This is a genomic window from Finegoldia sp. BIOML-A1 (assembly GCF_009678325.1).
GTDB lineage: Bacteria > Bacillota > Clostridia > Tissierellales > Peptoniphilaceae > Finegoldia > Finegoldia magna.
Map to the genome: position 1 here is coordinate 1 of NZ_WKZF01000007.1, position 21,447 is coordinate 21,447.

19 protein-coding genes are annotated in these 21,447 nt (G+C 36.0%); 3 read left to right on the forward strand and 16 right to left on the reverse strand.

Features of this window, described 5'->3' with window-relative positions; translation table 11 throughout:
* A partial coding sequence (locus GKG00_RS06675) for a Rib/alpha-like domain-containing protein (RefSeq protein ID WP_172976496.1) occupies positions 1-4,085 on the reverse strand: 4,085 nt, incomplete at its 3' end.
* A 76-nt stretch (positions 4,086-4,161) separates the two neighbouring features.
* Here GKG00_RS06675 and GKG00_RS08990 point away from each other — a divergent pair.
* Complete coding sequence (locus GKG00_RS08990) at positions 4,162-4,344, forward strand: hypothetical protein (protein ID WP_154254833.1); 183 nt, start codon at positions 4,162-4,164, stop codon at positions 4,342-4,344.
* A gap of 14 nt (positions 4,345-4,358) precedes the next feature.
* On the opposite strand, the gene GKG00_RS06685 is transcribed toward GKG00_RS08990, so the two are convergent.
* The 8 genes from GKG00_RS06685 to GKG00_RS06720 form a co-directional block, all read right to left on the reverse strand.
* Positions 4,359-7,436, reverse strand: coding sequence for a Rib/alpha-like domain-containing protein (locus GKG00_RS06685; protein ID WP_154254834.1), 3,078 nt, complete (start codon positions 7,434-7,436; stop codon positions 4,359-4,361).
* A gap of 840 nt (positions 7,437-8,276) precedes the next feature.
* On the reverse strand, positions 8,277-8,711 hold the full coding sequence (locus tag GKG00_RS06690) for a GNAT family N-acetyltransferase (RefSeq protein ID WP_154254835.1): 435 nt from the start codon (positions 8,709-8,711) through the stop codon (positions 8,277-8,279).
* 22 nt (positions 8,712-8,733) lie between these two features.
* Positions 8,734-9,432, reverse strand: coding sequence for a YwaF family protein (locus GKG00_RS06695; protein ID WP_154254836.1), 699 nt, complete (start codon positions 9,430-9,432; stop codon positions 8,734-8,736).
* Positions 9,432-10,151, reverse strand: coding sequence for a Type 1 glutamine amidotransferase-like domain-containing protein (locus GKG00_RS06700; RefSeq protein WP_154254837.1), 720 nt, complete (start codon positions 10,149-10,151; stop codon positions 9,432-9,434). The genes GKG00_RS06695 and GKG00_RS06700 overlap by 1 nt, the downstream gene beginning before the upstream one ends.
* 9 nt (positions 10,152-10,160) lie before the next feature.
* Complete coding sequence (locus GKG00_RS06705) at positions 10,161-10,559, reverse strand: HIRAN domain-containing protein (RefSeq protein ID WP_154254838.1); 399 nt, start codon at positions 10,557-10,559, stop codon at positions 10,161-10,163.
* A gap of 1 nt (position 10,560) precedes the next feature.
* Entirely contained in the window at positions 10,561-11,349 is a 789-nt protein-coding gene (locus GKG00_RS06710) for a DnaJ domain-containing protein (RefSeq protein ID WP_154254839.1), read from the reverse strand.
* A 960-nt stretch (positions 11,350-12,309) separates the two neighbouring features.
* Entirely contained in the window at positions 12,310-15,663 is a 3,354-nt protein-coding gene (locus GKG00_RS06715; RefSeq protein WP_154254840.1) for an ABC transporter permease, read from the reverse strand.
* A 1-nt stretch (position 15,664) separates the two neighbouring features.
* The gene (locus tag GKG00_RS06720) at positions 15,665-16,366 is read right to left on the reverse strand and encodes an ABC transporter ATP-binding protein (protein WP_094207658.1); all 702 of its coding nucleotides are present in this window, start codon (positions 16,364-16,366) and stop codon (positions 15,665-15,667) included.
* Positions 16,367-16,477: 111 nt separating this feature from the next.
* On the opposite strand from GKG00_RS06720, the gene GKG00_RS06725 reads away from it, so the two are divergent.
* A complete protein-coding gene (locus GKG00_RS06725; RefSeq protein ID WP_094207659.1) occupies positions 16,478-17,023 on the forward strand; it encodes a TetR/AcrR family transcriptional regulator in 546 nt (181 codons plus the stop codon).
* A 25-nt stretch (positions 17,024-17,048) separates the two neighbouring features.
* Here the strand turns inward: GKG00_RS06725 and GKG00_RS06730 are convergent, their stop codons facing one another.
* From GKG00_RS06730 to GKG00_RS06760, 7 genes are all read right to left on the reverse strand, one after another.
* Complete coding sequence (locus GKG00_RS06730; protein WP_154254841.1) at positions 17,049-17,591, reverse strand: flavin reductase; 543 nt, start codon at positions 17,589-17,591, stop codon at positions 17,049-17,051.
* 23 nt (positions 17,592-17,614) lie between these two features.
* Complete coding sequence (locus GKG00_RS06735; protein ID WP_154254842.1) at positions 17,615-18,127, reverse strand: nitroreductase family protein; 513 nt, start codon at positions 18,125-18,127, stop codon at positions 17,615-17,617.
* 120 nt (positions 18,128-18,247) lie between these two features.
* On the reverse strand, positions 18,248-18,469 hold the full coding sequence (locus GKG00_RS06740) for a hypothetical protein (protein WP_154254843.1): 222 nt from the start codon (positions 18,467-18,469) through the stop codon (positions 18,248-18,250).
* Positions 18,470-18,578: 109 nt separating this feature from the next.
* Positions 18,579-18,779: a cold-shock protein gene (locus tag GKG00_RS06745; RefSeq protein ID WP_035108999.1), complete on the reverse strand. Its 201-nt coding sequence runs from the start codon at positions 18,777-18,779 to the stop codon at positions 18,579-18,581.
* A 198-nt stretch (positions 18,780-18,977) separates the two neighbouring features.
* Positions 18,978-19,457, reverse strand: coding sequence for a pyridoxamine 5'-phosphate oxidase family protein (locus tag GKG00_RS06750; RefSeq protein WP_154254844.1), 480 nt, complete (start codon positions 19,455-19,457; stop codon positions 18,978-18,980).
* Between the two features lies 1 nt (position 19,458).
* On the reverse strand, positions 19,459-20,136 hold the full coding sequence (locus tag GKG00_RS06755) for a DNA alkylation repair protein (protein ID WP_154254845.1): 678 nt from the start codon (positions 20,134-20,136) through the stop codon (positions 19,459-19,461).
* Entirely contained in the window at positions 20,123-20,428 is a 306-nt protein-coding gene (locus GKG00_RS06760; protein WP_154254846.1) for a hypothetical protein, read from the reverse strand. The genes GKG00_RS06755 and GKG00_RS06760 overlap by 14 nt, the downstream gene beginning before the upstream one ends.
* A 70-nt stretch (positions 20,429-20,498) precedes the next feature.
* Between GKG00_RS06760 and GKG00_RS06765 the strand changes: the two genes are divergently transcribed.
* Positions 20,499-21,407, forward strand: coding sequence for a YegS/Rv2252/BmrU family lipid kinase (locus tag GKG00_RS06765; RefSeq protein ID WP_154254847.1), 909 nt, complete (start codon positions 20,499-20,501; stop codon positions 21,405-21,407).
* Positions 21,408-21,447 lie beyond the last annotated feature (40 nt).

Genomic DNA, 21,447 nt, shown 5'->3' on the forward strand with positions numbered 1-21,447 from the left:
TGGTCTGCATTCTTGTACTTGTCAGATTCTTTTGTTGTATCTGCTTTGTCTACTTCTTTTTGAAGTTCTGCTTTGTCTACTTCTTCTTTTTGTTCTACGACTTTATCAGCTGGGATAATGTCTGTTGATTCATCTGGATATGTGATTGTTACATTACCCTTATCATCAACGTCAACTATTGTTCCATCTGGGAAGTTGTCTTTGTTGGCTTCTTCGATCTTATCCTTGATTTCTTCTTTTTCTTCATTAGTTAGATTATCTTTGTCGCCTACATCAGTCTTTCCTGGAACTGTTGGTTCGATTATATCAGAGATTGGAAGTTCTGGTTTATCATCAATTTCTGGATCTCCATGTTTATATTCGAATACAAGGTCTTCTGCTGGGATAGTATCCTTTGATCCATCTGGGTATGTGATTGTTGCATTACCCTTATCATCAACGTCAACTATTGTTCCTTCTGGGAACTTATCCTTATTAGCTTCTTCGATCTTATTCTTAACTTCTTCTTTTTCTCTGTCAGTTAATTTTTCTGGATCTTTTACGCCTGTTTTTTCAGGAATAGTTGGATCTGTGCTTTCAGCTGTTGTACTTGGTTTTGAATCCTTATCTTTAGGATCTGTACCTTTTTCTTCTTCAGTCTTGTCATCTACACCATCATTATCATCATCAGTGTCAGTAACATCTGGAGTTCCGTCTCCGTCAGTATCTCTTAAGATTTTAACTGTGATTTCTTTTGTAGATTCATTTCCAGCTTCATCAACTGCTTTGATTGTTGCTGTGATAGTTTTTCCTTCTTTATCGCCCCAATCTTCTGCTTTTGGTACAGTACCTTCGATTTGTTTAGTTTCTGGGTTGTATTTCAATCCTTCTGGTAAGCCTTCCACAGTAACTTCAGCATTAACATCGTCAACATCTACCATTACTGGTGGTATAGGTTGACCTTCTACAGCTGTAATGTTTCCTGCATCAATTTTTGGTGCTGTTGTGTCAACTTCTCCAGTTACGATAACTATAACTTGTGCGTTATCTGTAGTTCCATCTTCAAAATTGATTGTTACATCGATTATATAGTCGCCAGGCTTATCAGTTGTTGGTACAACTTGATCTTCATTAATTGTAACAGTGTATTTAGATTTATCAAGTCCAAGTACAACTATAGCATTTTGAATTTCTTCTTCAGTTAACTCATCTCCAACCACCTTAAATATTGGATGAGTTTCTTTTGGATAGAATATCGCTGAGCCACCATTTTCTGAAACAACTTTTTCCCATACAGCTGTGAAGATTACACTCTTTTCTTCGCCTAAGATATCTTTGTTGAATGGTTCGCTTAGGTCAATTTCTTCATTTGTTCCTAACTTAACCCATTTTACAAATTTGTATCCTTCTCTAGTTGGTTCTGTTACTCCACTTACTACTTCACCGTCTTTTACAGTTACTTTTTGAGTTGTTGGATTTCCACCATTACCATTGAAGATTGCTTGGTATTCTTCTGCTGGAGTTTCTTCTTCAACTTTTTCCCATACAGCTGTGAAGATTACGCTCTTTTCTCCGCCTAAGATATCTTTGCTGAATGGTTTACTTAAGTCAATTTCTTCATTTGTTCCTAACTTAACCCATTTTACAAATTTGTATCCTTCTCTTGTTGGTTCTGTTACTCCACTTACTACTTCACCGTCTTTTACAGTTACTTTTTGAGTTGTTGGATTTCCACCATTACCATTGAAGATTGCTTGGTATTCTTCTGCTGGAGTTTCTTCTTCAACTTTTTCCCATACAGCTGTGAAGATTACGCTCTTTTCTCCGCCTAAGATATCTTTGCTGAATGGTTTACTTAAGTCAATTTCTTCATTTGTTCCTAACTTAACCCATTTTACAAATTTGTATCCTTCTCTTGTTGGCTCTGTTACTCCACTTACTACTTCACCGTCTTTTACAGTTACTTTTTGAGTTGTTGGATTTCCACCATTACCATTGAAGATTGCTTGGTATTCTTCTGCTGGAGTTATACTTCCATCTATACCCTTAATTGTATAAACAACGTTAGTAAATTCTGTACATCCTTCTTGTTGAACTGATAATACTATTTTTACTTCTTTTCCTATGAAATCAGCAAGTGTTCCTGTTTTATCCCCAGTTTTTTGTACTTCGTTTAATACGTCTGTACCAAAAATTGTTGCAAATAATTGTTGCAATGTCATTCCAGTACTTGGTTGAGCTGCTGCTAATTGTTTTAGATCTCTTTCAAGTTGACTTCCAACTTTAATCTTAACTAGATTGTTTTCTTTGAATAGTTTTTCTAGCCCTGTTGCTAGTCCTGTTCCTTTAAGCTCTACAGCTTTTTTACTTGGGTCTTTAATTGTTACAACAACTTCTTCGTTTTCAGAATCAAGCTTACCTTCGTAAACACCATCTTTACCTTTAACCCCATCAAACATTTCTTCAATTACTGGTTTGAATTCTTCTTTTAGTCCTTCTGGTGTTAGACATTGTTTTGGTGTTTCTGTTACTATTTTTTCTCCAGGAATTTCATTTGTTGAACCGTCTTCGTAAGTTAATGTTGCTTTACCATCATCGCCTACTGTTACTGTTTTTGCTTCTGGGTTTGCTTTCTTAACTGCTTCTTCGACTTTTGCTTTTTCTTCGTCTGTTAAAGCTTTTTTGTCTTTAACTTCTGTTTTAGCTGGATCAACTGCTGGATTCTTTTCGTTGTCTTTTCTGCTGTCAACTACTGTTACTGGAACTTCTACTTTGTCTGTAGATCCATCTTTGTAAACTACTACAGCTGTACCTTTTACATTGTCAGCTACCTTGCTTACATCTGGATTAGTTAGCCATACAACTTCTTCTACATTATCTAGTTCTCCAATATTTGCGATACCGTTTCTCGCTTCTGGAACTTTTCCTACTTCAGTTTCTATTGGATTAGCAACTGCTTCTGGATCGTTCTTTTCAGCGTCTGTCATAGCCTTTTTTACTATTACACGTGTTTGATCTGATACAGATTTACCTTGTTCAGTTTGTGTTGCAAGAATTATGTCATATGCATTTAGGTTTACACCAGCTGGTACTTCTGCTGTCCATTTTTCGTCTTGTCCTACTACTACATCTTTAGCAATCAGTGTATCTTCTGAATCTGCTCCGCCTTCAATAGCTAGGGTAATCTTTGATCCAGGAACGCCTGTTCCTGAGATTGTTTGGTCTCCGGCTGTAGGTGCTGTAACTCCAGGTTGTGCACTTTTTTCTGCTACTGGTACTTTGATATCTTTCTTACCTTCCGGTAGATCACTATCTGTTACAGTTACTGTAATTGGACCAGTTGCGTCTGTTCCAGGAGTAACTTCGATTTCGCCGGTTACTTTATTAATTACTGGTGTTACATCTTTACCATTTGCATCTTTGGCAGAAATTGTTGTTTTTTCGTCAGGATTTGTAACAATAATTCCAGTACCTTGTTTTTGACCTGTTGGGTCTACTGGTTTTTTGTTTGTATCGTCAACAGTTGTTTTCTTAGAAGCACTTGCTGTTACAGTTACAGGGACTTCGACAAAGTCTTCAGTTCCGTCTGGATAAGTTACCTTAACTGTTCCAGTTGTCTCACCAGGTGTATTTACCTTTGGTACTGCTTCCCAAGTATAGGTTGTTCCTTCTGGAGGATTATTAGTAATCTCAACTCCGTCTTCAGCCTTTGGAACTGTTCCTTGTTCGGTTGTTAATGGCTTAGCTTGCGGATCATAGAAGTCTGCATCGGATGGAACGTCGATTATTGCCTTTACACTTTCTTTTGATCCATCTGCGTAAGTTACTATTACTGGTACTTCAATTACAGTATCCTTATCAGCATCTACTGCTGTATAGGTGATTGCACCTGTTTTATCGTCGATTGTTAGAGTGCCTTTGGTTGTAAAGCCTTTTTCTATGGCAAAGGTCATGCCTGTTGGTTGTGGGTTAGCCTCCTTATTTTCCTTGTCTAGGAATTTTGGAGCTTTCACTGTTGCAGGGTATTTAACTTGGGCCACGACTGACTTATAGTCCGGTTCGTAGTTTAAGTTGTCTGCTTCTGCAACCTTAATAGGGGCTTTCACTTCGTCTGTTGAGCCGTCCTTATAAGTTGCAACTACAGGAATATTTACTATAGTACCTGCATCATCTATTGATGGTTTGTATTTAACTTCACCAGTTGTTTTATCAACTGTTGCACCTGTTGGAGCATCTTTACCTAGAGTAAATTCAACACCTTCTGGTTTTGTTGTTCCTTGGCCACCTACATCTTTGAAGTTTGGAGCATTTACTGTTGCTTCTGTTCCTGGTGTTCCATTAGCTTCAGTATATTCTGGTTGGTAAGAATCAGCTTGTGCTTATCCAACCTTGATTTTAGCAAGAGTTTCATCAATAGTTCCGTCAGAATATGTTACCTTAACTGGAATATTTACAGTCGTGTTGGCATCTCTTGCAGTTGGTGTGTAAGTTACCGCACCTGTTTTTGCATCAATAGTCGCACCTTGTGGAACTCCATCGCCTAAATCATATTTCACACCTGTTGGTTGTGGATTTGCTTCCGGTTTTGTTGCTTCTGTGCTCTTTTGGTCTAGGAACTTAGGAGCTTCTGTTGTTAATTCAGTTCCTGGTGTTCCTTCCGCATCAGTATATGCTGGTTCATATTTTGGTGCTTGAGATTCTGCCTTGGTAATTTCTAAAGGTACTAAATCCTTGTGACCTTTTTTTATAAGGACTTGTTCGCCCTTAGAGTTTAATTTGTAGATATCATAGGTTACTTCTACATTTGGAGCGTCTTCAGTTGCAGCAACTTCTTTTGTAGGTGTACCTGTAATTTGATCGTCTGTTATAGTTAAACCATCAATAGCTTTACCTTCTATAAATTTGGCTGAAACATTTTTGAATACATAACCTTCAATTTCTGCAGGCTTTACAGTTCCCTTGTATTCAACACCAACTTCTCCATGTTCTAGTGGTGAATCTGTAACAAGGGATGTGTAGTTAGATGTTCCTTCCATTATTTCTCCAGAATCTTCATCAAGAATAGAGGTTGTAACAGTTACATTATACTTTCCAGGGACTTTTGCCTTTCCTGATACTGTACCTGTGTTTTTATCTATTGTAAGTCCTTCTGGAAGACCTTCTGCCTTGTAAGTTGCACCCTTCATAGACTCATCATTAGCTGCAGGGTTTGCAATGTTTACATCATCATAGGCAGACACTACAATCCTACCTACCTTAACAGTAAATGCATCTTGGGCTAAAACTGGTCCTAGACCTCCACCTGGTTTAACATAGTGTAGTTTTGCTATAAATGTTTTTGTTTCAGTAACACCTGTTGTATCATAAGTTGCTTCTGCTAATGCACCTGTTGATGTAGGATTTTGTACAGGTTCTTCTTTTACTTTTTTACCATCTTGATCATACCATACAATTCTGAATCTATCATTTGTATTCTTGTAAGGAAGGCCTGCTGTATTTGTTACCGCTACATCTCCTGGTGTTGCAGTATTTTTCTGAGTATCAAAGTTAGTAATATTAAACTTGATTTCTGCTGGTGCGAAGTTAAAGTCAGCTCTTGTAGAGTTTGCAGCTTGTACTGTTGATACTCCAAAGGCTGATTGAGCCCAACCACCGTGGATACCCCAACCATTGTCAGAACCTGTGTACCAGTTGTAGTTCCATGGAGTTCTCTTTACCACATCATCTGTATCCTTAGTAGAAATAAATAACCAGTCAGAGTTGACGTGTTTTTCATTCCAGTCAAGTGCACCTGTTAAGAATGATCCATCTTTAGCATTTTCTGCAACAGTACCAAGACGATTTGCTTCTACTTCTGTCCACTTATGGGCATCGCCTCCATAGTACTTACCTGCTACTCTTTCGTATTCAGCTACTGCAGAAGTATTTCTATGAGGACCCCAAGTTCCCTTAAATTGGATCTTGTAGTCGCCTTCAGCGTTTGTAACTGCACTTACTGTTTCTGCGATCCATTTATCCTTCTCTTTAGCTACTTGCTCTGCAATCCATTCTTGTAGTTGGGTTTCAAGTTTAAATGTCCAACCCGATCCACGAATATCACTTGGTTTGGAAAGCCCTAGCATTTTAGCTGTATCAGCACTGTAAATTTGTTTCAATGCATAATCAGATAGGTAGGATGCAGTAACTGTTACTCCATCAGCTGGAGATGTAGGAGTTGATACTATCCCCCATTGAATACCGCCTGCAGATTCATAGTCCCAAGAAACTTTTCCCCATACAGCTCCTTGACCAGTTTTAGAAATTTGTGGAGTTGTTGGAGTTGCTTCCTTGTGCATCTTTTTTTCATCTTGTTTTTCCATTAGAAGGACTCTGTAGTCATAAAGTTGGTTTCTAATAGTACTGTACTTACCACCGGCAACTTCTCTGTCTGTAAATTCTACCCCTTCTCCTGTAGAGTATTGAAGTTGGTAGCCATCTGGAATAGTAGATGCATCTACCCACATTTTGTAGGATTCATTTCCTGCTGATACTGTTGTATCGGCATCGAATTTAACTAATTTTCCATCTCGGCCGATGTAGGGTTTCACATTTATATGGAACTGTCCATCAGCACCTGAAACTGCATAGTAGGTAGGTGATGTTCTGTTTCCTTTTTTTTCATACCATTGGAAGTAAACTTTTACCCCTTCTATCGGTTTAAATCTTTGACCTGTTTCTGCCTTTAAGTCAGCGTTTATGTCGCCGCCAACTAGGACCCCTACAAAGCCGTGTACTGCATTTTTTGCATTTGCACTTGTAGATGTATCTTCTGGTGGTGCAGCATCTCTAACTCCAGTTTTTGGTTCTTCTGGTGCTTTTGCTAATTCAGGTTGATTTAATTTTTCTATAGCATCTTTGATGTGTTTTTCTACATCATACTTAGGATCTTTTTCTAATTCTAATTTAATGTCTTGTTCAATCTTTTGAATTTGTTCTTCATCAAATCCAGCATCAACAAGTTGTTTCTTTTGTTCTTCTGTTAATTTGAATTCAGTATTTTTTTCTTCTGTTGCTGTTTCAGATGTTTTTTTAGCAGTTGTTTTGACTATTGTGTCTTGTGTATTTGTTTCTTTTGCATTTGAAGAATAAGCTTGTACATGATAAACTGGTTGTTTAGCTTCTTTTGATTCAGCAGCTTCTTCTGGTTGTTCAGTTCCTTTTGATTTAACAGCTTCTTCTGATTTTTCTTCAACGTTTTCAGTTTTTGCAACTTCAGTCGATTCAACTGTAGCTTCTACAGCTTGTGGTTGGTCAACTTTTTGAGCTGCAACAACGTTAGGTGTGAAGAACATCATGTAACCTAGAAGACATGAAACTACACCTACTGTTAGGTTTCTAAGACCGTATTTCGGTCTTTCATTAGAGCTTTTGGCTCTTTTTTCGGTAATGATTTTTTCAAAAATCTTTTTGTTATTCATTACGTTTTCCTTTCTTGTTATAATTTCCCTGTTGTTGGTTAGTTTTGAAATAAAATTAAAATTTTCCAATATAAATTATTACATTTTTTGTAATATCCCCCCTTTTAAATTCACTTCAAAAAATCAAACCTCAACAATTGTGAACTAAGAATTTTATTTTTTTAATAATGAAATGCCCGGAAATCGGCTTGTAAACTAATGTACAAAATGATTAATCTGTCCAAAAGTTTTCTAACATTAAATAAAAAATTAATTCTTTGTATGGATATTTTATCACAATGAACAAAAATTGCAACATTATTTATAGGAATTGAAATAGGTAAATGTTTCATTAATTTTTCTTATTTTATCGTCAATTTCTGCTAAGGAGTGTAATCATGATAACATATAATCTTTTATTTTTATTATGCTAAACTATGTATTGTTATGCTTTCCTATTCAATAATTATCAAAATCTAGATTAATCATATATCTAGGGAAAAATTTTAAAACTCCAGAAATTTAATTAAGGATATTAAATAATTGTTTGATTTATTAATAATTAGTAAATCAAAAACAAATTGATAAAGATTTTCAACTAAATTCGCCGCTGTAAAATAAAAAACAAATTAAAAAAATCAATTTACTTCAATAAATAGATTTATTTAGTTAAAATGTGTCAATGTTTTCATGAAATTATAGCGTTTATTTTTAACAACATGAATTTTTATCCTATTGAGGATTTATTAACATAAAAAGATTAAAAATATTATAATGAGACTTTGTTAACTTACATTAGAATCCTCTAGAAAATTTTAATTGCAAAAAAACACCAGAAATTTATTTTGTGACGTGTTCCATTTAACTTATCATGTATTTCATTCGTATGTGTGGGATTCCATCTTCTTCGAATGGTTCTGAGGTTTGAACGAATCCTAATTTTTCGTAAAATTTTTGGGCGTAGGTTTGTGCTTCTATGAGTATGGAATCTGTGTGAAGTTTTTCTGTTGCAAATTTTATTGCTGTTTTCATTATTTGTGTTCCGTATCCTTGGTGTTTTTGCAGAGCAATTACTCTTCCGATGTGGAAGGTATCATTTTGTTTGTACAATCTACAGTAAGCCAAGATAAGTGAGTTGTCGTTTTGCAGATAGATGTGGTGACTTATCAGATCGATGTCATCTATTTCGTGATAAGGACATTGTTGTTCTACTACGAATACGTCGACTCTTAGTTTGTAGATGTGAAAGAGTTCCTCGGTTGTGAGTTTGTCGAATGGTTTGATGATTGTGTTCATGGTTTCTCCTAAATGTATGTGATTACTGTTGTGTTGTTAGTTGTGGTTCTATTTGAGCGTCTTGTACGAGTTTGATGTGTGTTATTTCTGCAATTGTGATCAATAATGTGATGATTAATGTCATTATTAGGAATGTGACATGTGGTGTGAATCTTACTGGTATTGTTTGCGGAAATTGTACAAGGTATCCGTAATTTGTGTGCAATATTAGGTTGACTGTCATGATTGCTATGTTCATGATGCTTGTTATAATGAGTGCGTGTTTTAGTTTGAGGGTGGATTTTCGTGTGGCTAATATGCTCATACCACAAAATCCTAGCAGCAAATGGTTGGCGATGTATGTGAGGTTGGTTACGTGCGGCCACAGATATTTGGATGGATCTGGGAATGTAAATGCGATTATGCTACCGATTAGTCCCATCCACGCAAAATAGCGCATTAGTTTGTCGTTTTGTATGAGGTATGCTACCACCATCATGATGGCTGATATTCTGCAGTGAAATAGTGGCAAGCCTTCTTTGATGAGAAGTGTGTGGTTTCCTGAGTACCATGCAAGTAATATGATTTGTCCACATAAACCTAACAATAATGCTGGTTTGAGTAGTTTGGTTTTGTGTTTGAGTTTATATGCCAAAAAAATTACTAGGACTAATGATAGTCTTAGTAATGTTATGTTGATATTGGTGTAGGCATCTTCGTTGTACCTGAAAAATTCTGTCATTAATTTACTCCTCGTAGATTTACGGTTTGTCCAGTGTTACATACTTTTTTGATTTTGCCGTCTTTTATGACGTAGCAATTTCCGTAGATTATGTTTTCTGTGGCTACGATGTATGCTCCATCTTCTATGGCGTAGAATTTTTTTCCGTAGCTGTCTGGTAGTGTGACATCTTCCATGATTCGTTGGTTGTCTATTCGTTGATGTTTGATTTCTTTGTAGTGTGGAAGTACAGATATATCCACAATTCCTAGTCCTTTGAGAAATCTACGGTAGTAAGTGGATTTGACTTCGCCAAAATTTTCTGGTTGTGCGTATACTTCTGATGCTGAATTCATGCTTCCTGCGCTGATTCCTATCACTAGTCCGTCGTAGTTTTTGATGTATTTTTGAAGATGAATGTGGTGGAAGAATTTGTTCTGTGTGGGAACGTGACCTCCCGCCAGTATTATGAGGTTAGATTTTGATATTAGCTGTTGTATGATCGATTTTTTGTAAATGGATAGTACTTCCCAGTCTTTTACAGTGAATCCACTTTTTTCGAAGGCTCTTTTGTGGTGTGAGCTTATTGTGTTGGTTAAAAGTGGTGTGTGTGGATCTGATGGAATGTACAGACAGTAAATATCCTCTACGTATTCGTGGATTTTGTCGACAAAACCATTTTGGCTGTTAAGTTGTCTTTTGTCAGGAGACATTATGTCGCTTGTAAGTATCACGTTCATTTCGCTCTCCTATATTTCGTGCAAATATATTTCGATTTGGATTTTGACCCAATTATCCAATATTTCCTTGGATATTACTTTGCCGTAGAGTAGTTTACCGGCGTCCATTAATCGTGAAAATACAATGTTGTCAGCTTTTGGTACGTATCCAATCTTTACGTTCATATCATTTCTGATTTCGATGGCGTTAGCATCGTAGGGGTTGTCCTGTTGTCTGTAAAATTCCAGCCTATCTCCTATGTGGATGTGCTTTTCTAATTCGTCCATTCCTTCGATGTGTGTGGTCCCTGCGATATGCGTATCGAACAGCAAAATATCACGTTGGAACGGTTTGATTCCAGCTAAGCCATGTCCATCAGTGTATTTTATTCTCAAATAATCGTTGTTCTTTTTTATGATGTCACTCATTTTATTCCTCTTTTAGAAAGTTTTCGATTTCTTCGGTGTATATTTGTATTTCATAAGAATACCTGTCGTACATTTCGTTAAGTTCCTTGTATCGTTCGATGGTTTTTTCTTTGTTTACCAATGTTTCTTTTAATATATATGGATAAGTCGATTTGATTTCTTGAATTTGTGAGGTGAGTCTGTCAACTAATTTGGTGAGCCTTTGTTTTTCTTCAAGGGAATTTTCGACTGTGATTGATTTGTCCTCCAATGATATTTCTATCATTTGTAGTTCAAGCAAGTTTCCATTTTCGTAGCATTCTACAACCTTATTGAAAAGTTCCTTTTCGTATTCTGTGACATTTGGATTCATGTCTGGGTGTAGTTTTTTAATTAGTTTTCTGTAAAGCGATTTTAGTTCCTTATCTTCCTCAACGGATAATCGCGGTAACCCTTGGCGAATTTTCGCATCTTCGATTTCTCCAAGCTTAGCGTTAAGTATCTTGTAGAATTCCTCCAATTCTTTCTCAAGTTGTTCGTCAATCGTATCAAAATCGATAGGCTCGTTGTGATTGCGAGAAGTTATAATTAATTCCAGCTTTCTTTTCAGCCTGCGATACTCACACTCCGCTTCATAGACCTTGTATTCAAGCTTTCCGAATTTCAGAACGTATTCAGATTCAATATTCTTGCATTCATGAAACAACAAATTATCGCGTTCAAGTAAAAGCATCGACACAGACACTCTGAGCTTGTCGAGCTCATCGTCGTATTTGTCATTGTAATCCACCTTAACGATTTTTTTAATCATAGCCTTCTCCCCCGATAATTTCTTTAGTTTATTTTACCACAATATTGGGGCTTTTGGGGTGTGGGGTGAAATGTTGTTAGTGTTTTGATAGTGTTTGAAAAAAGTATACGCCCTGTGACTCTGATTTTAGTAAACAAACCAAAAACATCGTAAATAAGTGAATCATTCGGAAAAAATTGGAATAAATTCTATCGAAATGAAACGTAAAAAAATTGTGATGTCTGAACCGAAGGCGAGTTCACAATTTTAGTTTCATAAGCGATGAATTTATCAATTTTTGTAGACAGATGAGCGTTTTACGAGTTTTTATATTTCCCTGTCCATGTGTGATGTATACGTCCTGCGAAACCCCCTCTCCCTTTTTTATAGAATTGAAAAAAGTAGATGGAGAATGCTTGCTAAATAATTTAGCATTGAAACAAACTAAAAACATCGTAAATAAGTGAATCATTCGGAAAAAATTGGAATAAATTCTATCGAAATGAAACGTAAAAAAATTGTGATGTCTGAACCGAAGGCGAGTTCACAATTTTAGTTTCATAAGCGATGAATTTATCAATTTTTGTAGACAGATGAGCGTTTTACGAGTTTTTGTGTTTCCCTGTCCCTGTGTGATGTATACGTCCTGCGAAACCCCCTCTCCCTTTTTTATAGAATTGAAAAAAGTAGATTACATAAAAAGATTGCAATGAAATAAACAAAAAAGATCGTAGCTAAATGAGTCATCTGGAGAAAATTGTGCAAAATTCAATCGAAAAAATCCGTCTAAAATTTGACCGCGTAAGCGAAGCGTGCTTCAAATTTTAGGATTTTGAGATTAGAATTTTCCAATTTTTGTAAGCCAGACGAATGTGCTACGACTTTTCTTGTTCTCCTGTGCCTGTACGATGTGAGCGTTGAGCAAAAGAGTAAATTAAAAAGTAGAAAACCATATTTGCACGGTTTTCTACTTTACATTCCCTAATCTACTGATTTTAATGCTTCAAGCATATCTACTTTTTTCAATTTGTGGTTGACTATTACTCCCAATGCGTAGAGTATAACAATTACTAAAATCACTGGTAGGATATATACCCACACTTCGATGTTTGGGTTGAAGAATATTTCTGCTGGTGCAACTTTTTCGAGTATTACTTTGTGGAGTATTTTCCCGCCAAATATTCCAGCGATTATTCCAATAATTGACAAGCAGATTGTCTCACGATAGATGTACATGGTTACTTCATTGTTGAAAAATCCCAGTACTTTTATCGTGGATAATTCTCTGATTCTTTCTGCTACGTTGATGTTGGTCAAGTTATACAGAATTACTATTGCAAGTAATAGCGACATTATAGTTAGCACTGTCATTACTTTCGTGAGCGAGTTGGTCATCGTTTCAACTTGTATGATGACGTTGGTGTTTTGTGATACGGCTTTGATTCCGTTTGACGCCATGAATTTCGCTGTGATTTTTTCGACGTTTGTTTTTGATTTGTCTTTGAGGGCAATGAAGTAGCTGTTGTTTGTCGGTTTATCATTCGTAATTTTTGCAAAATAATCATCACTCATGAAGATAAAATGTCCAGCGTACATTTTGGTGATTTGTGCGATTTTGAATTTTCTATCTTGGTTTGCGACTTTTAGCGTTATGGTGTCGCCTGCATTTACTTTCATCAAATCGGCCAGCTTCTGCGATATAACTATTCCGTCATTCGTTATTTTGAGTGCGTCTTCGGAGTTTTTGTGTTCCAAATTGATATATGGCGAAAATGTGTCGGCGTGTGTGACAAGCATGGTTATTGTTTGTTCGTCTTCAATTCCCAGGATATTTTTCGATATATTTTCAAAGTGAATTGGAATGTAGCCTTGAATATCATCTGATTTTAATAATTGATCAATCTTTGCTTGTTCTTTTTCTGTTACAAAATCTTTCTTAGCAACTACTGCATCGTATTGTATGATTTGTCCGTATTGTTTGGTTTGGATGCCTTTAATTGATGATGAGATTCCTAGTCCTGCAAATAATAGTGCGACAGATCCTGCAACTCCAAATATCGTCATGAACATTCTTTGCTTGTATCTGAAGATATTTCTGGCTGTGACTTTTTGCGTGAATGTCATTCTACTCCACAATGGTGTGATTCTTTCCATGAAAATCTTGGAGCCTTTTGTCGGTGGTTTTGGAAGCAAGAGCTGTGCTGCTGTTTCTCGTAGTTCTTTAACCGAGATGTAAACTGCTGGCAACACGCTGCAAATTATCGCGAATAGCACTGATAGTCCGAGTATTTTAAATGAAAAATAATATTTGACTGGTGGTATGGTCATATTTGCCAAAAGCGACGTGCACAAAATGTACGGAAGTACGTACGTTCCAAGTAGTGTTCCCAAAATCGTACCCAATCCTCCGGAGATTAGCCCGTACAACACGAATTTCTTGATGACATCAGTATCATTGTAACCCAATGCCTTCAGTATTCCTGCGTTGTTTCGTTCTTCTTGGACAAATCTGGTCATCGTCGTGACTGTTACAAGCGCTGCGACAAGATACAAGACTACTGGGAACAAGTTACTTACTTTAGTAATTCCCGATGATGTCGTTTCGACCATTTTGATTCCGTCTCCACCCGGCATTGTCCTTCTCGTGTATGTCGAATATTCCGGCAACGATAATCCGTCAATTTCTATTTGTGCGTCGTGAATTTTGGATTCTGCGTCTTGGATTTTGTCGTCGGCTTTTTTCTTTTCATTTTCAAATTCTTTTTTATTGTCGTCGAGTTCTTTTTGTGACGAGGAAATTTTGTTCAGTCCTTCTTGGATTTGTTTTTTTGATGAATTCAGCTGTGCTATTCCATTCTTGTATTTTGTTTTGGATGCGTTAAGCTGATTTCTTCCAGCTTCATACTTTGCAACAGAATTTTGATAGAGCTTTTTCTTTTCGGATAGTTTTCGTTGTGCTGTGTCGAATTCATCAATTTTTTTCATTCCGGCTTTGTATTGTTCAAATCCCTGATTGTACTTCGCCAATCCTTGGTTATACTGAGCTTCGGATTGTTGTATCATTTTTGATTGTTCTGCGATTGAACTTTCAGCTTGTTGGATTTCTGGAACAATTTCAGGATTTATTCCCTGCTTTTTGAGTTCTGCTTTTTTTTGTTCAAGGTTTTGTTTTGCTTGTTGTAGCTTTGCTTTTCCTTGTTGGATTTGGGCGTTTGATGAATCAAGCTTTGCTTTTGTCGCATCAAGGGTTGTTTTTGATTGTGATAGCTTCTTTCTATTTGCTTCGACTTCTTTTTTCTTAGAATCCAATTGTTTTTGTCCGTTGTCAATCTGAACTTTCGCATCGTCCAATTGTTTCTTGGTTGCTTGAAGACGGCTTTCTGCTGATTCGATTTGGTATTTTGAATTCTTGATTACGGACTCCTTGTCTGCGATTTGTTTTTGTGCCGATACTAGTTTTGCTTTTTCGTCGTCGATTTTCTTTTGTCCGTCGGATAATTTCTTCTCTGCATCTGCGATTTCTTTCTTGGCATCTTCGATTTTCTTCTTGGATTTGGCTATTTTATCATTTGCCTTTGATTTGATTTCTTCGAGTCGTTGTTTGCTGTTATCTTTCAGTATTTCATCGAGTTGTTTCTGATGTTTGTCAACTTTTCTGGTGTATTCAGAGTCTATATAATTAAGCCCACGTACATCGTGAAAGCGTGCACGTGCAATGGTGTAGACATCTGTGTCGAAGTTTTCTTCTGTTACTACTGCGTATCCTTCCAAGTTTCCAGATCCCGCAGAAGAATTTCCCAAAGCGGTCTTGGAGACAATTTCTGTAGAATTGACGAATCCCGTTACTGTGAATTCTTCTTTTTTCAAAATCTTACTGTCTTCGTCTTTTTCTTTGAATTTGATTTTATCTCCGATTTTGTATTTGGATTTGTATTGATCGGTGAGTGCTATATCTCCAATTTTTTGTGGAAATTTGCCACTTACTAGCTCAAATTTAGATATGTTTTTCGTATTTGAAAAAATTCTAAATGAAGTTGGAGTGTCATTGATCGTCGCATCTGAAAAATATCCGTACTCAACGTCTGCGATGTTTTTGATTTGGTCGATCTCCTTCGCATCATTTGTCGTGATTCCGTAATCGCTGATGACATTGACATCGGACAAATTATAATCTTCGTAGTATTTGTTAGCCGATTTGTCGATGTCGGGGCCTGTGACTTTAAGTGCGACAAGTGTCATGGATCCTAGCATCATCAACAACATTATCGACAAAAATCGTCCCTTAGATTCTATAAACGATTTGAAAATCGTCTTGTTTAATGTTTTCTTCTTCATTTTAGTATTCCAACGTTTCTATGTTTTGTGGATTTGCATTCATTACAACATCACGAATTTTCGCATCGTGCATGTGAATAACTCGGTCTGCAATCGGCGCCAACGCTTGGTTGTGCGTAACGATAACAACAGTCGCTCCTTCTTTTCTAACCATATCTTGCAAGATTTTCAATACTTGCTTGCCTGTATGATAATCGAGAGCTCCAGTTGGTTCGTCACACAATAATAGCTTAGGATTTTTCGCAACTGCACGTGCGATTGCGACACGTTGTTGCTCTCCTCCTGATAATTGTGCTGGAAAATTGTCGATTCTTTCTCCAAGGCCAACTGATTGTAAGACTTCTGTTGCATCGAGCGCATCTTTTACGATTTCAGATGCTAGCTCCACGTTTTCTTTGGCAGTTAGATTGGGAACAAGATTATAGAATTGAAACACAAATCCCACGTCATTTCTTCTGTAATTTGTGAGTTCTTTTTCGTTGAATGTACTGATGTCCTTGCCATCTATTAGTACATTTCCTTCATCATTAGTATCCATTCCACCGAGAATATTTAAGACGGTTGATTTGCCTGCTCCTGATGAGCCTAGAATTATCGCCAATTCTCCTTTTTCTATTTCAAATGATATGTCGTTGTTTGCAATTATTTCAGATTGTCCTGATTTGTAGCGTTTGTAGCTGTTTTTCATTTCAATGTATGCCATGTTTCACCTCTTATATGAACAATGTGTTGATTTATCTTATAAATTATTTTATATTAAAAGTAGAATTGTAACAAAACAATAGTGAACAGTTTGTTGATTTAAGGAGATTTTATGATTAGAGAAACAGATACCAGGGACAAATTAAAAAATGCGTTGACGATTTTGTTGAACGAAAAAAGTTTGAACGATATTTCGGTGAGCGAATTGACGAAAGAGGCTAGCATCAATCGTGGAACTTTTTATTTGCACTACGATGATAAAATGGATTTGGTGGATAATTTGGTGGAGGAAATCTTCGAGGAATTGAAGGAGATTTTGACGTCGGAAAAAGTTGGCAGTAAATATTCATACGATATCATCAAAAAAGTTATCGATTATGTAAAGGATGATTTTGATTTTATTTACGCGTTGACGATGAATAGCTACAACTACATCAACGATATGTTGAGGAAGTTTTTGTTGGCGTTGATTGAAACACTTCCGGAGTTGAAGCATTCGATTGACAATCACCCGTTTTTGCCAAAAGATTATTCGACGGAGGTTTTCTTGTCGTTAAATTCGGGAATTATTTTACATTGGATTAGAAAAGGTGGCGTGGAAAGCACCGAAGAATTGGCAAATTATTTCTATCAAGTGAGCAATTTAAAAACGACTTAGCCAGTGTGACTGAGTCGTTTTGCGATTAATCTTCAATTATATAACTGTCGACTATTTCTCCGAAATATGTTACGTGAAAATCCTTGTTGGAGCCAGGATTGGAGCTATCGACATCTTGTGGGTAACTTCTGTTCAAAATATCGTCTGGAAGTAGGGACAAATCCTGTTCTTGACGATAAAGAAGTTTGCATTCAATAGTTAAAGGAAGTTCTTTGATTCCATTTACAGAAATAGTTTCGGGCTCAACGAGTGTGAGATTCGCTTCTTTTACTTTATCAACATCTCTTCCACTTTGGCTGCCACAAACTTTCATGATCTTTTTGTCGTAGGATCCGATTGGAACGCTGATTGTGAATTCTGGATTTGCATCCAATAATTCTCTGGTAAATCTTCCTTCTCTAACGTAGCAAAAAAACACTGGCTTGTTCCAATTGTAGCCTATTGTTCCCCATGCAATCGCCATGCTGTTGAATTTGCCGTTTGCTTTCGTGTTCAAAAATATTCCTTTTGGAAGTTCCTTTACAATGTCTGATGCGTAGTCCATTACGTCGATTTTTCTTTTGTTCATTAGTTTTCCTTTCGTTTTGCGATTTAAATAAATGTTACTGTTTCTGACAAATCTTTTCTTTTGTCGTGAAGTGGATTGATTTCAGAATCTTCAGCAGGATAGCCTATGTCTAGCATCATTAGCACTTCTTCTTTTGCTGGAAGGCGGAACTTCTTGTGTGTGATGTCTGGATCCAAGAAATTAATCCAACAACTTTCCAATCCTTGGTTTTTCGCTGCAAGCATCAAATGAGTAGCGACAATTGTCGCATCTTCTATTCCGGAATCTCTTCTATCACCAGGATATGTAAACACGTTTGTCTTATCGAATGTTACAAGCAAAACTGTACTTGCGCCGTATCTACAAGGTGTCACTTCGTCGACTTTTTTCAAGTTTTTTTCTGATTGTATTACATAAATGTGATGTTCTTGCAAGTTTTTCGCTGTCGGAGCTAGTCTTCCAGCTTCCAAAATCTTGTCCAATTTTTCCTTTTCGACCTTTTTGTCGCTATATTTTTTGCAAGAATATCGATTTTTGATTACTTCTTCAAAATCCATATTATTCCTCCCGTAATTTTTAAAATCTAATACTAATATATCACATTTATGAGATATTGTAATATTTTGACAAACAAAAAACCAGTACACATTTTCACGCGTACTGGAATATCCTATTAATTACTTTTGTTGAATGAAGTTATTGAAAACTTCTGTCAATTTTTGTTTTACATCTTCTGGGATTTGACCTTCTGATTCTTCAACTTTTTTGTAAAGATCAGGGTGTTGTTCTTTTACTTTGTTTACTATTTCTGATAGTGCACTACCTTGTAAAAATCCTGGTAATTTGTTCTTCAATTCTTCTGGAATTAAATCCATAATTTTTTGTTCTGTGTTTGCCATTTTGTGTCCTTTCTTGATTTAAAATTATTTCGACGTTCCTACAGTACATTTATACCCATTTTTTCAAAATAAAAAAAGGTCCAACCAAAATTGATTGAACCTTGTTGTATTATAATTTAACTACGTTAACTGCTCTGTCGCCTTTTTCAGAAGCTTCAACATCGTAGGAAACTTTTTGTCCTTCTTCCAATGTTCTGAATCCTTCTTGTTGGATTGCGCTTTGGTGAACAAAAATGTCCTTGTTGTCTTCTCCTGTGATAAATCCGAATCCTTTAGTAGAATTAAACCATTTAACTGTTCCGTTACTCATAATATCCTCCTCGTTATTCCGCAGAATAACCGTACCACTGTACATTTTTATTTTTTGTGATAACTAATTAATTTAAGAGAATAAAATATTTTACAAAACTTTGATTCACTACCTTAATTACTTACTACTTTTTCAGTATACAACTTAAAAGTTATACTGTCAAGCATTTTTGATTAATAGTCTTTGTGTTTTATAAGTTTATCTTTTCATTTCTTTATGCTTTGCAGTCATGGATGTTACTTTTAATTTGAAAACCCTAGTTCTTGGGATTGCCTTCGGATTGAATTCAAAATGTTCCATGTGATATTTGTCCGTCATCACAGTTAGTGCTTTGAATTTTTCTTGCTGATCTGTCACATATTCTACGATACCCTTGCCCATGATGCTCGAATAATTCATCGTGCAGTATCCTATTTCTCTATTGGAGTACAAATCGTGGTCTGTGTCCATCTCGAAAGATGCCTTGTTGTTTTTGTCGATGAGTTCGTATTTGTAGCCTTCCAACGCGCCATGAAAGTACAACACCAATTCATTGTCAATCACTTCATATCCAAAATTCAACGGCAAAATATATGGATAGCCATCATCATCCACAAGTCCAAGCCTTACGACATCACACTGATCTATTATCTTCAATTGTTCATCAAAACTTGTAATTTCACGATCTTTTCTTCGCATTTTATCTCCTTTTCTTTAACGATTTTAGATATTGTTTTTGTTCTGGTGTTATTCTGAAACTTTCCCTCGCTTTTTGAATGGTTTTATTGTGTTTCCAACTCTCCAGCAAATTATCTTCCAACACGAATACAACATCGTCCCATTGTTTTGCCAATGCTGTCGCAAAAAACCACGCAATCATCATATTTACATAGTATTCTTCGCTTCTGATATCAGTCGCTATTTTCAAATACTCTACCTTGAACTCATCATCCAAGAAATATTTCATCAAAAGACAAATAGCCACTCTAATGGTGTAAGGGTGAGATGATTGTGCCCACAATTTTATTTTTCCGATTAATTTATCGGTATTTTGGGTGAAAATTTTTGGCGAAATGCAATCGCACACTGCCCAATTATCTACAAATGGAAGAAATCTCTCCAAGTGATCTATACAATCGTCGTAACTTTTCATATTAGAAATCAAAATAGAATGAAGCATATTTTCTTCGTAGTATGTGTGTGGCAAATCTTCCATGAAAATTTGCGATTGTTTTTCGTCAATTTTCTTGGCTAATTTTCTCAAATCAGGCATTCTAACTCCAATTATCGTTGACTTGTCGATATTAGGAATTAGTTTTGCTTGAAAATCACGGTATTTCAAATCTTGTAGGGACTGAAGTTCATTAATTATTTCCATTTTTATTTCCAATCAAAGTATAAATCTTGTATCCAACGCTTACAGTCATCAAAATTCCAAACACAAAAAGTTTTGTCGCAACGGATGGATTTCCTTCTTTGAAGTATCCGTAACCTGCCCAGTACAACAAAACCGTTACGAGTACAGCGATTATCCAGAAAATTCCCACAATTATTTTGTAGACTTTATTGAGCGTAGGGTTGTTTTTTCGATTTCTAAAAATTCTTTCGAATAAAGCGATTAATGCCACGACTATCAGAACGTAAATTATATTGTAAACAAATTTATTCATGATATCATCCTTTGCGTAAAATTCTATGTACAGGTATTTATGTTTATATTATAATATGAATGGTGATTAAATGAAATACGTGTTTTTGTTGAGTAGCAAGGCCGGAGCAGGCTCATTCTCAGAATTAGAGCACTCAATTGTGAAGTGTTACTCAAGCAATAATTTGAAATATACAATAATAAAAACAGAACACAAAAACCACGCTTGTGAAATCGTTCAAAAATATTGCGATTGTTCGGACGTCGTTTTGTATGTGTGTTCAGGAGATGGAACATTAAACGAAGTAATAAATAAAATGAAAGAAATCAATGCAAAGTTCAGTGCGGGACTTATTCCATCGGGAACAGCGAATGATTTTTCTAAGAATTTCGATTATTCAAACTTCAAAATCGAAAACACAATCAAACCCGTTATCGACGATATCGATCTAATCAAAGTCAACGGAAGATATTGTGTGAACGTACTAAGTTTCGGTTTTGATACAGTGATTTTAAATTCTGCGTATAATTTGTTGAAGAAAAACCCAAAACTCAGGGCAAATGCATATCCTCTTGCCGTTTTTCAAAATATATTTAAAATTCCAAAATACAAGCTGGAATCTAGTACAAGTAACGGAGAAAACGGAGATGTGAATTTGAAAGGATATTATCTTTTAGGTGCCATTTGCAATGGTGGTTTCTACGGAGGAGGGTTCAATCCTTCACCATATGCGAATTTGACCGATGGAGTGTTGGAAATGTGCTTGGCGGAAACAATGCCATTGTACAAAATAATTCCTTTGATTTTTAAATACAAAAAAGGTGCTCATCTGTCACATCCTCTTATTCATTTTCAAAAATTAACTAAAGGAAGTATCAAATTCGAAAAGGAATTAATGGTCAATGTCGACGGAGAAATCTTCACGACAGATTACTTGGATTTTGAAGTGGTTCCAAAAGCACTGCGATTTGCTAGAGTTTGCGATTATAGGAAGAAATAAAGTTTTTGTCACGGATATGATACAATATCTGTGACAAAGG

What these genes read in the sequence shown, in the direction of transcription:
- GKG00_RS06730 (WP_154254841.1), bottom strand. Translation starts at nt 17,591, where the DNA reads ATGAACAAAAGAAAAATCGACGTAATGGACTACGCATCAGACATTGTA.
- GKG00_RS06710 (WP_154254839.1), bottom strand. Translation starts at nt 11,349, where the DNA reads ATGATTAAAAAAATCGTTAAGGTGGATTACAATGACAAATACGACGAT.
- GKG00_RS06690 (WP_154254835.1), bottom strand. Translation starts at nt 8,711, where the DNA reads ATGAACACAATCATCAAACCATTCGACAAACTCACAACCGAGGAACTC.
- GKG00_RS06705 (WP_154254838.1), bottom strand. Translation starts at nt 10,559, where the DNA reads ATGAGTGACATCATAAAAAAGAACAACGATTATTTGAGAATAAAATAC.
- GKG00_RS06685 (WP_154254834.1), bottom strand. Translation starts at nt 7,436, where the DNA reads ATGAATAACAAAAAGATTTTTGAAAAAATCATTACCGAAAAAAGAGCC.
- GKG00_RS06740 (WP_154254843.1), bottom strand. Translation starts at nt 18,469, where the DNA reads ATGGCAAACACAGAACAAAAAATTATGGATTTAATTCCAGAAGAATTG.
- GKG00_RS06765 (WP_154254847.1), top strand. Translation starts at nt 20,499, where the DNA reads ATGAAATACGTGTTTTTGTTGAGTAGCAAGGCCGGAGCAGGCTCATTC.
- GKG00_RS06720 (WP_094207658.1), bottom strand. Translation starts at nt 16,366, where the DNA reads ATGGCATACATTGAAATGAAAAACAGCTACAAACGCTACAAATCAGGA.
- GKG00_RS06750 (WP_154254844.1), bottom strand. Translation starts at nt 19,457, where the DNA reads ATGCGAAGAAAAGATCGTGAAATTACAAGTTTTGATGAACAATTGAAG.
- GKG00_RS06755 (WP_154254845.1), bottom strand. Translation starts at nt 20,136, where the DNA reads ATGGAAATAATTAATGAACTTCAGTCCCTACAAGATTTGAAATACCGT.
- GKG00_RS06735 (WP_154254842.1), bottom strand. Translation starts at nt 18,127, where the DNA reads ATGGATTTTGAAGAAGTAATCAAAAATCGATATTCTTGCAAAAAATAT.
- GKG00_RS06700 (WP_154254837.1), bottom strand. Translation starts at nt 10,151, where the DNA reads ATGAACGTGATACTTACAAGCGACATAATGTCTCCTGACAAAAGACAA.
- GKG00_RS06695 (WP_154254836.1), bottom strand. Translation starts at nt 9,432, where the DNA reads ATGACAGAATTTTTCAGGTACAACGAAGATGCCTACACCAATATCAAC.
- GKG00_RS06715 (WP_154254840.1), bottom strand. Translation starts at nt 15,663, where the DNA reads ATGAAGAAGAAAACATTAAACAAGACGATTTTCAAATCGTTTATAGAA.
- GKG00_RS06745 (WP_035108999.1), bottom strand. Translation starts at nt 18,779, where the DNA reads ATGAGTAACGGAACAGTTAAATGGTTTAATTCTACTAAAGGATTCGGA.
- GKG00_RS06760 (WP_154254846.1), bottom strand. Translation starts at nt 20,428, where the DNA reads ATGAATAAATTTGTTTACAATATAATTTACGTTCTGATAGTCGTGGCA.
- GKG00_RS06725 (WP_094207659.1), top strand. Translation starts at nt 16,478, where the DNA reads ATGATTAGAGAAACAGATACCAGGGACAAATTAAAAAATGCGTTGACG.